Origin of the sequence: Burkholderia sp. AU30198 (assembly GCF_020419825.1) — a bacterium.
Lineage (GTDB): Bacteria > Pseudomonadota > Gammaproteobacteria > Burkholderiales > Burkholderiaceae > Burkholderia.
Genome location: NZ_JAIZSA010000001.1, coordinates 1,241,516 through 1,255,898 on the forward strand (window position 1 = coordinate 1,241,516; position 14,383 = coordinate 1,255,898).

15 protein-coding genes are annotated in these 14,383 nt (G+C 68.3%); 8 read left to right on the plus strand and 7 right to left on the minus strand.

Annotation, left to right across the window (positions count from 1 at the left end; genetic code table 11):
- Positions 1-5: 5 nt before the first annotated feature.
- Genes LGN19_RS05375 through LGN19_RS05385 form a run of 3 tightly spaced genes read left to right on the plus strand, consistent with a single transcriptional unit; the run spans position 6 to position 2,765 of the window.
- The gene (locus tag LGN19_RS05375; protein ID WP_122947415.1) at positions 6-941 is read left to right on the plus strand and encodes an SDR family NAD(P)-dependent oxidoreductase; all 936 of its coding nucleotides are present in this window, start codon (positions 6-8) and stop codon (positions 939-941) included.
- On the plus strand, positions 938-1,843 hold the full coding sequence (locus LGN19_RS05380) for a metal-dependent hydrolase (protein ID WP_122947416.1): 906 nt from the start codon (positions 938-940) through the stop codon (positions 1,841-1,843). The genes LGN19_RS05375 and LGN19_RS05380 overlap by 4 nt, the downstream gene beginning before the upstream one ends.
- Before the next feature lie 4 nt (positions 1,844-1,847).
- Positions 1,848-2,765, plus strand: coding sequence for an alpha/beta fold hydrolase (locus LGN19_RS05385; protein WP_226213491.1), 918 nt, complete (start codon positions 1,848-1,850; stop codon positions 2,763-2,765).
- Here LGN19_RS05385 and LGN19_RS05390 read toward each other — a convergent pair.
- Positions 2,720-3,280 carry a putative glycolipid-binding domain-containing protein gene (locus LGN19_RS05390; RefSeq protein WP_226213492.1) on the minus strand — a complete coding sequence of 187 codons (561 nt, stop codon included), beginning with the start codon at positions 3,278-3,280 and terminating at the stop codon, positions 2,720-2,722. The two genes, LGN19_RS05385 and LGN19_RS05390, sit on opposite strands and share 46 nt — an antisense overlap.
- A gap of 255 nt (positions 3,281-3,535) precedes the next feature.
- Between LGN19_RS05390 and LGN19_RS05395 the strand changes: the two genes are divergently transcribed.
- From LGN19_RS05395 to LGN19_RS05410, 4 genes are all read left to right on the plus strand, one after another.
- Positions 3,536-4,429 (plus strand): urea transporter, encoded by an 894-nt coding sequence (locus LGN19_RS05395; RefSeq protein WP_226213493.1) that lies wholly within the window; start codon positions 3,536-3,538, stop codon positions 4,427-4,429.
- Positions 4,404-5,180, plus strand: coding sequence for a class II aldolase/adducin family protein (locus tag LGN19_RS05400; protein WP_226213494.1), 777 nt, complete (start codon positions 4,404-4,406; stop codon positions 5,178-5,180). The genes LGN19_RS05395 and LGN19_RS05400 overlap by 26 nt, the downstream gene beginning before the upstream one ends.
- A 51-nt stretch (positions 5,181-5,231) precedes the next feature.
- Complete coding sequence (locus tag LGN19_RS05405; RefSeq protein WP_226213495.1) at positions 5,232-5,420, plus strand: 4-oxalocrotonate tautomerase; 189 nt, start codon at positions 5,232-5,234, stop codon at positions 5,418-5,420.
- 192 nt (positions 5,421-5,612) lie between these two features.
- Positions 5,613-10,454 (plus strand): NAD-glutamate dehydrogenase, encoded by a 4,842-nt coding sequence (locus LGN19_RS05410; RefSeq protein ID WP_122947421.1) that lies wholly within the window; start codon positions 5,613-5,615, stop codon positions 10,452-10,454.
- Between the two features lie 22 nt (positions 10,455-10,476).
- Here LGN19_RS05410 and LGN19_RS05415 read toward each other — a convergent pair whose 3' ends face one another.
- The 6 genes from LGN19_RS05415 to LGN19_RS05440 form a co-directional block, all read right to left on the minus strand.
- A complete protein-coding gene (locus tag LGN19_RS05415) occupies positions 10,477-11,337 on the minus strand; it encodes a class I SAM-dependent methyltransferase (RefSeq protein WP_226213496.1) in 861 nt (286 codons plus the stop codon).
- 7 nt (positions 11,338-11,344) lie between these two features.
- Positions 11,345-11,695: a VOC family protein gene (locus tag LGN19_RS05420; RefSeq protein ID WP_174956265.1), complete on the minus strand. Its 351-nt coding sequence runs from the start codon at positions 11,693-11,695 to the stop codon at positions 11,345-11,347.
- A gap of 1 nt (position 11,696) precedes the next feature.
- Positions 11,697-11,873, minus strand: coding sequence for a ribbon-helix-helix domain-containing protein (locus LGN19_RS05425; protein ID WP_122947424.1), 177 nt, complete (start codon positions 11,871-11,873; stop codon positions 11,697-11,699).
- Positions 11,874-11,959: 86 nt separating this feature from the next.
- The gene (locus LGN19_RS05430; protein ID WP_226213497.1) at positions 11,960-12,790 is read right to left on the minus strand and encodes an arylamine N-acetyltransferase family protein; all 831 of its coding nucleotides are present in this window, start codon (positions 12,788-12,790) and stop codon (positions 11,960-11,962) included.
- Positions 12,791-12,912: 122 nt separating this feature from the next.
- Positions 12,913-13,599, minus strand: coding sequence for a hypothetical protein (locus LGN19_RS05435; protein WP_226213498.1), 687 nt, complete (start codon positions 13,597-13,599; stop codon positions 12,913-12,915).
- A 199-nt stretch (positions 13,600-13,798) separates the two neighbouring features.
- Positions 13,799-13,936 carry a hypothetical protein gene (locus tag LGN19_RS05440; protein WP_174956268.1) on the minus strand — a complete coding sequence of 46 codons (138 nt, stop codon included), beginning with the start codon at positions 13,934-13,936 and terminating at the stop codon, positions 13,799-13,801.
- Between the two features lie 181 nt (positions 13,937-14,117).
- On the opposite strand from LGN19_RS05440, the gene LGN19_RS05445 reads away from it, so the two are divergent.
- On the plus strand, positions 14,118-14,383 hold a 266-nt coding region (locus tag LGN19_RS05445), incomplete at its 3' end, for a hypothetical protein (RefSeq protein WP_226213499.1).

Genomic DNA, 14,383 nt, shown 5'->3' on the forward strand with positions numbered 1-14,383 from the left:
CCGACATGAGAGATTTCGCCAACAAGGTCGCCGCGATCACGGGTGCCGGCTCGGGCATGGGCCGCTCGCTCGCGATCCAGCTCGCGCAGGCAGGCTGCCAGGTATCGCTCGCCGACAAGAACGGCGTCGGCCTCGCCGAAACCGAACGGATCGTCCGCGCGATCGCGCCGAACGTGCGCGTGTCGACGCGCGTGCTCGACGTCGGCGACCGCGAAGCAATGTTCGCGTGGGCCGACGACACCGCGAAGGAACACGGCAAGGTCAACCTGATCTTCAACAACGCGGGCGTCGCGCTGTCGAGCACGATCGAGGGGATGGAATACAGCGATCTCGAGTGGATCGTGAACATCAACTTCTGGGGCGTCGTGCACGGCACGAAGGCGTTCCTGCCGCACCTGAAGGCATCGGGCGACGGCCACGTGATCAACACGTCGAGCCTGTTCGGGATCTTCGCGCAACCGGGCATGAGCGGCTACAACGCGACCAAGTTCGCGGTGCGCGGCTTCACCGAATCGCTGCGCCAGGAACTCGACATGATGAAGTGCGGCGTGTCGGCAACCTGCGTGCATCCGGGCGGCATCCGCACGAACATCGCGCAGGCCAGCCGCGTCTCGAAGAACATGGTCGGCTTCATGGTCGCGAGCGAGCAACAAGGCCGGGACACGTTCGAGAAGTTCTTCATCACGACCGCCGACGACGCCGCGCGCACGATACTCGCCGGTGTACGCCGGAACAAGCGCCGGGTGCTGATCGGCCGCGATGCGAAGGCCGGGGACTGGATGGCGCGCGTCCTGCCGTGTGCGTACCAGGCGCTCGTCGTGCTCGCGACGCGCCGCGAGGCCGCGAGGGCCCGCCGCGACGCCGCGCGCGGCACGCCCGCGGCCGCACCGCTGCACGCCACCTACAACAATGCAGGCAACCAGGGAGGAGAACAATCATGACCACCCCGAACATGATGCCCGTGCGGCGTGACATCCGTTTCGCGCTGCCCCCCGAACGCGCGCGCGACTGGCACGTGCAGGGCGTGCCGGTCACGCACTTCATGAACGCGCTGTCGCTGCTGTTCCCGGCCGGCGAACGCTTCTTCATGGATTCGGTGCGCAACTACCGCGACCAGATCGAAGATCCGGAACTGAAGAAGCAGGTGCTCGGCTTCATCGGCCAGGAAGCGATGCACACGCGCGAGCACATCGAGTACAACGACCTGCTGCAGTCGTCGGGCCTGCCCGCGCACAAGCTCGACAAGCGCCTGTGGACGATCCTCGGCTGGTTCAAGAAGGTGCTGCCGCATTCGATGCAGCTCGCGATCACGATCGCGCTCGAGCACTACACGGCGATCCTCGCGAACCAGTTGCTGTCGGGCCACGAGCACCGGATCGACGGCTCGGTCGAAGGCTACCAGCAGATGTGGATGTGGCACGCGATGGAGGAAACCGAGCACAAGGCGGTGTCGTACGACGTATGGGCCACCGTGATGAAGCCGGGCCTCGGCAGCTACCTGCTGCGCACGGGCACGATGCTGACGACGACCGTGCTCTTCTGGGCGATCGTGTTCGACTTCCACGTGCGCCTGATGCGCGCGCACCGTCGCGAACACGGCAAGTTCGGCGGCATGTGGCGCCTCGTGAAGTACCTGTACAGCCCGAAGCACGGCGTGTTCCCGAGCATCGCGCGCGAATGGCTCGACTATTTCCGCCCCGGTTTCCACCCGTGGGACCACGACAACCACCAGTACCTGCAGGGGCTCGACACGCTGCTCGAGAACATCGACGCAACCAACGCGCGCTACGCCGCGCAAGCCGCCCCGCGCCGCGTGCCGCTGCACCCGGTTCCGCAGGCATGACGTCATGGCGCGCGCCCACGAGATGCTGACCGTCCAGTCCGGCGACGTGAAACTCGCCGTCTACGTAAGCGGGTCGCGTCGCGCCCCGCCACTGATCCTCGTGCACGGCTACCCCGATTCGGCGGCCGTGTGGGCACCGATCCGCGCGCGGCTCGCGAAGCGTTACCGCGTGATCGCGTACGACGTGCGCGGCGCCGGCGCGTCCGATGCGCCGCGCCGCCGCGCCGACTACACGCTGGAGCGGCTCGCCGGCGATCTGAAGGCGGTGGCCGACGCAACCTGCGGCGGCCGGCCGTTCCACCTCGTCGGTCACGACTGGGGGTCGATCCAGTGCTGGGAGGCCGTGACCGACCCCGCGTTCCGCGGCCGGATCGCGTCGTACACGTCGATCTCGGGCCCGTGCCTCGATCACGTGTTCCGCACGAAGATGCGGCTCAAGCAGAGCCTGAAGTCGTGGTACATCGCGTTCTTCCACCTGCCGCTCGTGCCATCGCTGGTGTGGCGGCTCGGCGGCGCGGCGTTGTGGCCGCGCTGGCTGCAGCTCACCGAACGCGTGCGCGCCGAGCGCGACCCCGTGCAACTGAAGAACGCGCTGAACGGCCTGCAGCTGTACCGCGCGAATTTCATCGCACGGGCCCGCAAGCCGCGCGAACGGTATGCACAGGCGCCCGTGCAGATCCTCGTGCCGGTGCGCGACCGCTATGTGACGCCCGAGATGTCGGTCGATCTCGACCGCTGGCTCGGCGACCACGTGCGCGAGGAAATCGACGGCACGCACTGGATCGTGTTGCGCCACCCGGACATGATCGCGTCGCGGATCGACCGCTTCGCGTCCGCGCAGGAGCGGCCGGCGCTCACCCCGGCCGTGGCCCGGGTTCAGCGCACCGCCGGCGCCGGCAGGCGTCTGAACAGCGTCTCGTAATCGACGACGAGCCCGTCGTCGTCGATGTCCATCTCGGCCGTGAAATCGCGGAAGATCCCTTCGTAGCGGTAGCGCCGGCCCGGCTCGATGCACGCGTAGGCCTGCTTGACCGGCGTGACCTTCAGGTCCGGCGTCGAGATGTACGCGACGTCGATCGGCCGCCGCTCGCCGCGCGCGAGCCCGAGGCGGCCGATCGGCAGCGAATTCGTGAACGGCGTCGCCGCGATGTCGATGTCGATGCAGCCGTCGAGCTCCGGCAGTGCGCGGCCTGAACCGTCGTGCCAGCGGCCGGCGCCGTCGCTGCGCAGTTCCAGCGTGCCGCCGCCCATCACCTTGAGCACCGCATAGGTCACGCGCCAGTGCGCGTCGCACTCGACGCGATACGCGAGCCCGTACGCACGGCCATACCGCTGGCCGACCACAGCGCTTTCGACGACGATCCCGCCGCCGCTCCGGTCGAACGTCAGATGTTCGACCCCGTCGCCTTCGAGCGACGCCCAACGCACTTCGCGCATCCTTCCGCCTCCCGGTATTCCCGATGCGGGGCATCGTCGCACAGATCGCTCGACGAAAGTGCCGGCCACCGCCGGGATGCGAGTCCCAAGCGGGCAACCTGCCGAAAGCGCCAACGGCGCGCCGTTCGGGCACGAATCGATATCTACGTTCACCGTTTCGGGGCATCGACCACAAATCCTGACTATCCAGAATTCCCTATTCCGGTGCATGGCATTGTGTCCTATGCTCGCGGCTCGTCCTGTTCCGCCGCCATCATGCCTACCGCCCGCCCCGTCCCGCCGTCGATCGACCTGCGTATCTTGCTGCGCGGCATCGGGCAGATCGTGCTGCAGGCGAATGCGCTCACCGGCGCACTGCTGCTCGCCGCGCTGGCGCTGACCGACCTGCGGCTCGCGAGCGCGGCGCTGGTCGGCTCGGCCGCCGCCAGCATGACGGCCGTGCTGACGGGCGCCGAGCGCCGCGACGTCGAACAGGGGCTGCACGGCTTCAACGGCGCGCTCGCCGCACTGATCGCCGTGCTGTTCGCGCCCCATCAGCTCACCGCCGTCGCGCTGGTGCCGCTGGCCTCGATCGGCGCGGCGCTCGTGCAGCGCGCGATGCGCTTGCCGCTCGCACGCTGGCGCCAGTGTCCGTATTCAAGCCCGTGCCTCGTCGTCACCGCGCTGTGGTTGCCGTTTGTCGCGCTGCAGCATGCAAGCGGCGTGACGGCCAGCCCGGCGCTGACGTTTTCATCCGCGGCCGACGCACTGCTCTCCGGCGTCGCACAAACCACCTTCGCGCAAGGCGCGTGGGCCGGCGCGCTGATCGTCGCCGGCCTTGCCGCTGCGTCGCGACGCGCGGCCGCGTTCGCAATGAGCGGCGCGATCGTGTCGACCGTATTGTTGGTCGCGCTCGGTGCCAGCGGCGTATCGTTCGCCGACGGCCTGCTCGGCTTCAACGGCGCGCTCGCCGCGCTTGCGCTGATGCCGCGCGGCCCGCGCGCGGCGCTCGCGGCCGCCGCATTGGCTGCACTGATCCAGTGGCTCGCGACGCGCGCCGGCATTCCCGCGTTCACGGCCCCGTTCGCGCTCGCATCGTGGGTCACGGTGATCGTCGCGCGCCGCTTCACCCTCGGAGAACCCGATGTCGTCATTCGTACACCGTCCTGATGCCGTGAAATCCGGCGGCCCGATCTCGGACGCCGAACGTCGGATGCGCGTGGACCTCGCCGCCGCGTACCGGCTCGTCGCGCTGAATGGCTGGGACGACCTGATCTATACGCACCTTTCGGCAACCGTGCCCGGCGAGCCCGGCCACTTCCTGATCAACCCGTTCGGCCTCACGTTCGACGAAGTCCGCGCGTCGAATCTCGTGAAGATCGACCTGGCCGGCAACCGGATCGGCGACAGCGAGCATGCAGTCAACGTGACGGGCTTCGCGCTGCACGCGGCCGTGCACGCCGCACGCACCGACGCCGTGTGCGTGATGCACCTGCACAATACGGCCGGCATCGCCGTATCGATCCAGCGCGACGGGCTGCTGCCCGCGTCGCAGCATGCGCTGCGGTTTCATGGCGACCTCGCGTACCACGACTACGAGGCGCTCGCGTTCTCGCCGGCCGAAGGCGCGCGGTTGACCGCGAGCCTCGGCACGCAATCCGCGATGCTGCTGCGCAACCACGGCACACTGACGGTCGGCCGCACCGTGGCCGAAGCCTATGTGCTGATGGATACGCTGATCAAGGCGTGCGACATCCAGGTGCGTGCGCAGGCCGGCGGCGGTCCGCTCGTGCTGCCCGACCCGGCCATCGCCGCCCGAACCGCGGAACAGCTGCGCGACGGTGGCGCAATCGAAGGCGAACTGGAATGGCCGGCGCTGCTGCGCCGGCTCGACCGGATCGATCCGACGTATCGCGACTGACGCCGCCGGCGCCCCACGCATCATTCACCCCAACCATCGGAGCACTCCGTCATGCCGACTTTCAATATCCAGCTCTTCGAAGGCCGCACCGTCGACCAGAAGCGCGTATTCGTCGAAGCCATCACGCGCGTCACGTGCGAGACGCTCGGCTGCGAGCCGGGCTCGGTCGATATCATCCTGACCGACGTGAAAAAAGAGAACTGGGCGACGGCCGGCAAGCTGTGGAGCGACGAGCGCTGAGCGTCAAAGGCGGCGGCGCTTCGGCGCTGCCCACCCTGCACTGATTTACCTACTGCAGCGCCCGCGACGGGTGCTGCACGCGGCCGCCTCCAGCCGCCTCTCGTTGTGCGCCCGCACATCGCTTTGTCACGCAATCGGCGCATAATGCCGGACAGACGCAGCAGCCGATGGCCACCCGACGAGGAGACCGCCATGGAAGCGAAGAACGAGGAAGTCGTCGCACACCTGCTCTCGGACGTCGTCGAATTCGCGCGCGGGCGCCTGCCCGAAGCCACGTTCCGGATCGTCGAACCGTTCCTGCGTCATTACTACGACTTCGTCGATGCCGACGATCTGCAGAGCCGCAGCATCGCCGATCTCTACGGCGCCGCGATGGCGCACTGGCAGACCGCCCAGAAATTCGTGCCGGGCAGCGAACGGCTGCGCGTGTACAACCCGATCCTCGAACAGCACGGCTGGCATTCCGACCACACGGTCATCGAGATCGTCAACGACGACATGCCGTTCCTCGTCGATTCGGTGACGATGGCCGTCAACCGCCTCGGGCTCGCGCTGCACTCGGCACTGCACCCGGTATTCCGCATCTGGCGCGGCCGCGATGGCGGCATCGAGCGCGTCGATGCGGGCGGCGCGACGCCCGGCGACGGCCAGTCGCAGCTCGCGTCGTTCATCCATTTCGAAGTCGACCGCTGCGGCGATGCCGCGCTGCTCAACACGTTGCGCAACGATATCGCGCACGTGCTCGGCGACGTGCGCGCGTCGGTGGAAGACTGGCCGAAGATCGTCGACATCGCGCGCGCGACGATCAAGGAAATGAAGGCGCGCGAATCGACCGCGGAAGACATCGAGGCACGCGCGTTCCTCGAATGGATGGCCGCCGATCACTTCACGTTCCTCGGCCAGCGCGACTACGCGCTGGTATCCGACAGTTCCGGCTTCGGGTTGCGCGGTATCGAAGGCTCGGGTTTCGGCCTGCTGCGCGAATCGTTGCGCGCGCCCGATGCGCCCGACGTGACGCCGCTGCCGACCGCCGCCGCCGACATCATCACCGGCCCGTGGCCGATCTTCCTCACCAAGGCGAATTCGCGGGCGACCGTACACCGGCCCGGCTATCTCGACTATGTCGGCGTGAAACTCGTCGGCGCCGACGGCAAGGTCACCGGCGAGCGCCGCTTCATCGGGCTCTACACGTCGACCGCCTACATGGTGTCGAGCGCCGAGATCCCGATCGTGCGCCGCAAGTGCGCGAACATCGTGCGACGCGCGGGCTTCTTGCCGAAGGGGCATCTCGGCAAGTCGCTCGTGACGGTGCTCGAAACCTATCCGCGCGACGAACTGTTCCAGGCCGACGAAGACCAGCTCTACGACATCGCGCTCGGCATCCTGCGGCTGCAGGAACACCAGCGCACGCGCCTGTTCGTCCGCCGCGACCGCTTCGACCGCTTCGTGTCGTGCCTCGTGTTCGTGCCGCGCGACAAGTACAACACCGACCTGCGCCGGCGCATCGCGAAGCTGCTCATCGATGCGTACAACGGCGTGAACGTCGAATTCACGCCGCTGCTGTCGGAATCGGCGATCGCGCGGATCCATTTCGTCGTGCACGCGGAACCGGGCACGATGCCCGACGTCGACACGCGCGAGCTCGAAACGCGGCTCGTGCAGGTCGCGCGCCGCTGGCAGGACGATCTCGCCGACGCGCTGCTCGACGCATTCGGCGAGGAGCAAGGCAACCGCCTGCTGCAGCGCTATGCCGACTCGTTCCCGGCCGGCTATCGCGACGACTATCCGGCGCGCACCGCCGTGCGCGACATCGAGCTGATCGAGCGCGTGAAGGATTCCGGGCAGCTCGCGATGAACCTGTACCGGCCGATCGAGGCCGAGGCGCGTGCGTTCCGCTTCAAGGTCTATCGCGCGGGCGACCCGATCGCGCTGTCGCGCAGCCTGCCGATGCTCGAGCATCTCGGCGTGCGCGTCGACGAGGAGCGGCCGTACCGGATCCAGACGCAGGATGCCGCGCATGCGTGGGTACACGACTTCGGCCTCGAGCTCGCCGACGATACCGAATTCGACATCGAACGCGTGAAGGGCCTGTTCGAAGATGCGTTCGACCAGATCTGGAGCGGTCGGATCGAGAACGACGACTTCAACCGCCTCGTGCTGCGCGCCCACCTGAGCGCGCGCGAAGTGACGATCCTGCGCGCGTATGCGAAGTATCTGCGGCAAGTCGGCTCGACCTTCAGCGACGCCTATATCGAACGCGCGCTGACCGGCAATCCGGCGATCGCACGGCAGCTCGTCGAGCTGTTCCTGCTGCGCTTCGACCCGGCCACCGGCGACACGCGCGACGTGCAGGCCGAACGGCTGCTGAAAGAGATCGAAGGCGCGCTCGACCAGGTGCCGAACCTCGACGAGGACCGCATCCTGCGCCAGTTCCTCGGCGTGATCAACGCGACCGAGCGCACCAACTACTTCCTGCGCGACGCGAACGGCGAATCGAAACCGTACCTGTCGTTCAAGTTCAATCCGGCGAAAGTGCCCGGCCTGCCCGAACCGAAGCCGATGTTCGAGATCTGGGTGTATTCGCCGCGGGTCGAGGGCGTGCACCTGCGCGGCGGGCGCGTCGCGCGTGGCGGCCTGCGCTGGTCGGATCGCCGCGAGGATTTCCGCACCGAAGTGCTCGGGCTGATGAAGGCGCAGATGGTGAAGAACGTCGTGATCGTGCCGGTCGGCTCGAAAGGCGGCTTCGTCGTGAAGAACCCGCCGCCGCCGAGCGATCGCGAAGCATGGATGCGCGAAGGCATCGCGTGCTACCAGACCTTCCTGCGCGGCCTGCTCGACCTGACCGACAACCTCGTCAGCAACGCGATCGTGCCGCCGCCCGACGTCGTGCGTCACGATCCGGATGACCCGTACCTGGTCGTCGCCGCCGACAAGGGCACGGCCACCTTCTCCGACTACGCGAACGCGATCTCGCACGAATACGGCTTCTGGCTCGACGACGCGTTCGCGTCCGGCGGCTCGGTCGGCTACGACCACAAGAAGATGGCGATCACCGCGCGCGGCGCGTGGGAATCGGTGAAGCGGCACTTCCGCGAGATGGGCATCGATACGCAGACGACCGATTTCACGGTGGTCGGCGTCGGCGACATGTCGGGCGACGTGTTCGGCAACGGGATGCTGCTGTCGCCGCATATCCGGCTCGTCGCCGCGTTCGATCACCGGCACGTGTTCCTCGACCCGAACCCCGATCCCGCGACGAGCTTCGCGGAGCGCGCGCGCATGTTCGCGCTCGAACGCTCGAGCTGGGCCGATTACGATCCGGCGTCGATCTCGTCGGGCGGCGGCGTCTACCCGCGCACCGCGAAGACGATCCCGCTGTCGCCGGCCGTGCAGGCCGCGCTCGGCATCGACGCGCATGCGCTGCCGCCGGCCGAGCTGATCCGCGCGATCCTGCAGGCGCCGGTCGACCTGCTGTACAACGGCGGCATCGGCACCTACGTGAAGGCCGCGCGCGAAACCCACCTGCAGGTCGGCGACCGCGCGAACGACGCGGTGCGCGTGAACGGCACGGACCTTCGCTGCAAGGTGGTCGGCGAAGGCGGCAACCTCGGCTGCACGCAGTTCGGCCGGATCGAGTTCGCGCAGCGCGGCGGCCGCATCAACACCGATGCGATCGACAACTCGGCCGGCGTCGATTGTTCGGATCACGAAGTCAACATCAAGATCCTGCTCGGGCTGGTCGTGTCCGACGGCGAGATGACCGAGAAGCAGCGCAACGCGCTGCTCGCGGAGATGACCGACGAAGTCGGACTGCTCGTGCTGCGCGACAACTACTACCAGACGCAGGCGCTGTCGATCGCCGGCCGCTATGCGGTCGAGCTGCTCGACGCCGAGGCACGCCTGATGCGCTGGCTCGAACGCGCGGGCCGCCTGAACCGCGTGATCGAATTCCTGCCGACCGACGATGAAGTCGCCGAACGGCAAGCTGCGAAGCTCGGCCTCACGTCACCGGAACGCGCGGTGCTGCTCGCGTACAGCAAGATGTGGCTGTACGACGCGCTGCTCGAATCCGACGTGCCCGAGGATTCGCTGGTGGCCGCGATGCTCGTCGACTACTTCCCGAAACCGCTGCAGCAGCGCTTCAGCGAACCGATGCGCCGCCATCCGCTGCGCCGCGAAATCCTCGCGACGCACCTGACCAACGCGCTCGTGAACCGCGTCGGCTGTGCATTCGTGCACCGGCTGATGGAGGAAACCGACGCGCAGCCCGGCGACATCGTGCGGGCGTGCATCATGGCGCGCGACGTGTTCGACCTCGATGCGGTGTGGCGCGACATCGACGCGCTCGACAACCGTGTCGCCGACGACGTGCAGGCGCGCATGTTCGTCGACGTCGCGCGGCTGCTGGAGCGCGCGGCACTGTGGTTCCTGCGGCATCTGCAATCCGGCGCGGTGGCCGACGGCGGCGTCGCCGAGCTGATCGCGCGCTGCCGCGACGCGGCGGAGCGGCTCGCGCCGCAACTGCCGTCGCTGCTGCCGGCCGACGATCTCGAGGCGCTGTCCGAGCGGCAGCGCGTGCTGGTCGAAGCCGGCGTCGACAGCGCGCTGGCGGTGCGCGTCGCGAGCGGCGACATCTCGGCCGCGCTGCTCGACATCGCCGAAGTGGCCGCGACCAGCAACCGCAGCCTCGAACTCGTCGCGGGCGTCTATTTCTCGCTCGGGACGCTGCTCAATTACAGCTGGATCGGCGAACGCGCGGCGACACTGCCGACGCCGACCCACTGGGACATGCTGGCGCGCGCGGCCGCGCTCGCGGAAGTCGCACGCCTCAAGCGCACGCTCGCGACGAGCGCGCTCGCGGAATCGCCGGATTCGACCACGCCGGAGACGATCGTCGGCGCGTGGCGCGCGCGCCGCGAAGCCGCGCTCGTGCGCTACGAGCACCTGCTCGCAGACCTGCGCGCGTCCGGCGGCGCGAGCCTCGCAGTGCTGCTCGTGGTCGTGCGGGAAATGGCCGTGCTCGAACGCGCGTGACGGGTGTGATGAACGCGACGGCTCAGACCGTCGCGACCAGCAGCTCTTCCGCGTTGTTCGGCGGCCGCAGGCCGTCGGTGCGATCGGCGAAATAGCGGTGCGTCAGATCGGCGGCCGATACATGCGCGGCCGCCGCGAAACCGGCCTCCCGCGCGAGCGCCCGGATCTGCGCCGGCATGAAGAAGCTGACGAACGGCGTGCCGCTTGCGCGCGCGCCCTTCGCAGCCATTTCAAGCCCGGGACGCACATCGGGATCCGCATTCTCCAGCGGCAGCAGGAACGTCATCGCGAGCGTCGAGCCCGGCGCGAGCGAGGCGACTTCGCGCAACGCGGCCGCATTCGCGTCGTGCGTCAGGTACATGCTGACGCCGGTGGACACCACGACCGCCGGCTTGCCGGCATCGAAGCCCGCGCCGACGAGCGCTGCGCGCCATGACTGCTTCGCCTCGAAATCGACCGGCACGAAACGCAGCCAGTCGGGCACGCCGAAACCGAGCTCGACCAGGCGGCGCTGCTTCCAGGCCTGCGGCGCGGGCGGGTCGACTTCGAAGACGGTCACGCGCGACGCCATGTCCGGCCGGCGCTGTACGAAGCTGTCGAGGCCCGCGCCGAGGATCACGTACTGGCTCACGCCGCGCGCGGCCTGCTCGATCACCAGATCCTCGATGAAGCGTGCCCGCGCGACGATCGACGCGCGGAATGGCCGCGTGAATTGCGGATCCATGTCGCCACGCTGCTGCCAGCCAGGCTCGGGCGCAAGCAATTGCAGCCCGACTTCGTCGGCGAGCACATGCGGCGGTGCGTCGAGTTCGACGTGCAGCGCGCGCCACAGCGCGACGCGCGCAGCCGTGCTGTCGGGGGCGCTTTCGCGGGGTTCGGTCATGGCCGCCTCACGCGCCCTGCTTGCCCGGCGCCTGCAGGCGCCATACACGACCGTCCGGGTCGCGCACGGTCATGTCGCGCGTGCCCCAGTGGGTGTCCTCGAACGGCGTGACGACGTCGACGATCGGCTGCGGCTGCACCGCGTGCTCGTCCGCCACCTTGAGCACGACCTGCAGGTCCGGCGTCTCGCCCGGCGGCACTTCGGCGATGAACAGAAAGGGGCCGTCGCCACTGCGCAACTGGCCCGAGTGGTGATCGGTTTCGAACTCCAGCTTGAAGCCCAGCGCCTGGAAGAACTTTGCCGACTTGCCCCAGTTGTGCGTCGTCAGGTACACGGCTTCGATTCGCTCGGATGACATGTCACTCCTCCTTGGTGGACGGCCCCGCGCCCGGCGGCGGCACGGCCAGGTACGCGCGCAATGCGTCGGCCACCAGCGCGGACAGCGACTGCTCCGTTTCGATGGCGCGATGCTTGACCTGCCGGATCAGGCTGAGCGGCAGGTACACGTTGAATTGCTTGACTTCTTCGTCGGTCATGATGGCTAGTATGCTAGCAATCTAGCAAAAGTCAACCGCAGGCGCGGCCCGTGTGTGCGGGCCGCCATTGATTGTCGTGATCCGGATTACGTCGCGGCGCGCGCCGCCAGCCGCGCGAACAGCGCGTCGAGATCGAATCCCGTCGTGTCGATGCCGATCGTGTCGCGCAGGCATGCGCCCCAGGCGGCCGCATCGTCGAACGTGACGGCGTGCCCGACGCCCGCCGCGTCGCGGATCGTCAGCGTGGTGTTGCGCAGCGCCGCACGACCGTCCGGCAGCACGCGGCAGGCAATCAGGTTGTGCAGGAAGATCGATTCGGGATACGTCGACGTGAACCAGTTCGCGGCGTCGTAATCGATCCACTCGACCCGCTTCGGCTGGAAGCGGTAGGTGGTCTGCCAGCCGTCGGGCGTCTCGACCTGCACCTCGAATTCCCCGTCGACCGGTGCGGCGACGACGCGGAACGCGCCGTGCGGCGTCTGCTGCCGCTCGTCCGGCACGAAACGCAGCGGCGCAGTCAGCGTCGCGCTGCCGAAGCCGATGTCCGCGAGCCAGGCCGCGCCGTCGAGATCGATGCGCAGCAGCATGTGCGTGTGCGCGGTGGCGACTTCCGGCGGCAACATCCAGCGCACGCGCGCGATCATCGGCGTCACGCGAAAGCCGATCGTCGTGAGCGCGGTGTAGAACAGCTTGTTGAGTTCGAAGCAGTAGCCGCCGCGGCGATGCGCGAGCACCTTGTCGACGATCGACGGCAGGTCGAGCGCGACGCGCGCACCTGTCAGCGGATTGAGGTTTTCGAACGGAATCGCCTGCGGGTGCAGCAGGTGCAGCCGGCGGAGCACGTCGAGCGTCGGCTCGACCGGGCCGTCGTAGCCGATGCGGGAGAAATAGCGCGAGAGGTCGAACGAGTCTGTCATGAACCTGCACCGAAAAAAGGGACACGCCACGATAGCATCGCGGGCAATCCCCATGTTGGGCGAGGCGATCTTCGTCTTCGCACGCGATGCCGGCACCGCATCGCGCGCAGCCCCGCGCAACGTTACGGCAGCAGCTTCAGCGCGGACGATGCGATCGACGGCACTGAAATGCCCTGGCTCGTCGCGAACTGCACGGCCTGGCTGAGCGTCGCCGCGAGCGACTGCAACTGGCCCGGCGCGCTTTGCGCGATATACGACGCAGCCTGCATGTTCTGCGGATTCAGGCCCGACTGCAACAGCGACGCCGCGCTCGTCGAACCGAGATTGCCGAGCCCCGACTGCAGCTGCGAATACTGCGTGAGCCCCTGCCCGAGCGACGCGAGGCCGTTGCTGAACGCCTGCTTGTCGATCGGCCCGTGCGTCGCGCCACCGCTCGCGAACGCCTGGCCGAGCGCCTGCGACACGGATTGCTGCGCGCCGCCCATCTGCGACAGCGCAGCCGGCGTCAGCGCATTGCCGCCGGCGAGCTGGCTCGCGGCCTGCTGCGCCTGCCCGGCCGCACCGGTAAGCCCCATCGCCGACGCGAGCGAAGACTGGCCGGTCAGCACCTGCTGGTTCGCGCCGACATAGGCCTGCAGCAGTTGCCCGACACCGCCCTGCGCGGGCGCCGCCTGCTGCTGCCCGCCGCCGAGCAGCGATGCGCCGATCGACTGCAGGTCGAGCTGCGCGTGCGCGGCGCCGCTTGCCAGGATGCCGAACGCGATGCCTGCCGAGGCCAGGTACCGGCCCGTCGCGCGAATCTGCTTCATGTGTTTTCCTCGTGCCCGAATTGTTGAGGCCGATATTGTCGAAGCGCGCCGCGCGCGGCCGCAACGACTGAAACACATCGAAACGAAATCACGCGGCGCGGCCGCTTGCAATTCCGCGACCGGCTTACGCGGTCGGGCGGATTCGTCTGCGTTTGCTGGGCGATATCGGGTGGGGGCTGGAATTCGTTCGCGAGCCGCATCAATGGCGGTGGAACTGGCCGTCGCAGGCGACGTCGGAGGTGGTCGGCCAACCGTCGCGCGTATCGCACTGCACGTCGAATTCACGATCGAACGGCACAGCGGCGACACGGAACGTGCCGTGCAGCGTCAATGACATGACGCCACACCGTCGCACAACGCACCCGTGCCCGGCGTGACGCGCGCCGTCGAACGACACGTTCGGGAATCAAAGCAAAACGGGCGGCTTGTCGCCGCCCGCTTCTCCATCCGCCATGTGTCTCCGTACCGGCTTGGGCTTGGGCTTGGGCTTGGGCTTGGGCTTGGGCTTGGGCTTGGGCTTGGGCTTGGGCTTGGGCGTCGGCGTCGGCGTCGGCGTCGGCGTCGGCGTCGGCGTCGGCGTCGGCTTCGGCTTCGGCGTCGGCGTCGGCGTCGGCGTCGGCGTCGGCGTCGGCGTCGGCGTCGGCGTCGGCGTCGGCTTCGGCTTCGGCTTCGGCTTCGGCTTCGGCTTCGGCTTCGGCTTCGGCTTCGGCTTCGGCTTCGGCTTCGGCTTCGGCTTCGGCTTCGGCTTCGGCTTCGGCTTCGGCTTCGGCTTCGGCTTCGGCTT

Bases quoted from the DNA above. Each gene is read 5' to 3' on its own strand.
- LGN19_RS05410 (WP_122947421.1), top strand. From the start codon at position 5,613: ATGGAAGCGAAGAACGAGGAAGTCGTCGCACACCTGCTCTCGGACGTC.
- LGN19_RS05390 (WP_226213492.1), bottom strand. From the start codon at position 3,280: ATGCGCGAAGTGCGTTGGGCGTCGCTCGAAGGCGACGGGGTCGAACAT.
- LGN19_RS05380 (WP_122947416.1), top strand. From the start codon at position 938: ATGACCACCCCGAACATGATGCCCGTGCGGCGTGACATCCGTTTCGCG.
- LGN19_RS05400 (WP_226213494.1), top strand. From the start codon at position 4,404: ATGTCGTCATTCGTACACCGTCCTGATGCCGTGAAATCCGGCGGCCCG.
- LGN19_RS05425 (WP_122947424.1), bottom strand. From the start codon at position 11,873: ATGACCGACGAAGAAGTCAAGCAATTCAACGTGTACCTGCCGCTCAGC.
- LGN19_RS05430 (WP_226213497.1), bottom strand. From the start codon at position 12,790: ATGACAGACTCGTTCGACCTCTCGCGCTATTTCTCCCGCATCGGCTAC.
- LGN19_RS05420 (WP_174956265.1), bottom strand. From the start codon at position 11,695: ATGTCATCCGAGCGAATCGAAGCCGTGTACCTGACGACGCACAACTGG.
- LGN19_RS05395 (WP_226213493.1), top strand. From the start codon at position 3,536: ATGCCTACCGCCCGCCCCGTCCCGCCGTCGATCGACCTGCGTATCTTG.
- LGN19_RS05375 (WP_122947415.1), top strand. From the start codon at position 6: ATGAGAGATTTCGCCAACAAGGTCGCCGCGATCACGGGTGCCGGCTCG.
- LGN19_RS05405 (WP_226213495.1), top strand. From the start codon at position 5,232: ATGCCGACTTTCAATATCCAGCTCTTCGAAGGCCGCACCGTCGACCAG.
- LGN19_RS05385 (WP_226213491.1), top strand. From the start codon at position 1,848: ATGGCGCGCGCCCACGAGATGCTGACCGTCCAGTCCGGCGACGTGAAA.
- LGN19_RS05440 (WP_174956268.1), bottom strand. From the start codon at position 13,936: ATGTCATTGACGCTGCACGGCACGTTCCGTGTCGCCGCTGTGCCGTTC.
- LGN19_RS05415 (WP_226213496.1), bottom strand. From the start codon at position 11,337: ATGACCGAACCCCGCGAAAGCGCCCCCGACAGCACGGCTGCGCGCGTC.
- LGN19_RS05435 (WP_226213498.1), bottom strand. From the start codon at position 13,599: ATGAAGCAGATTCGCGCGACGGGCCGGTACCTGGCCTCGGCAGGCATC.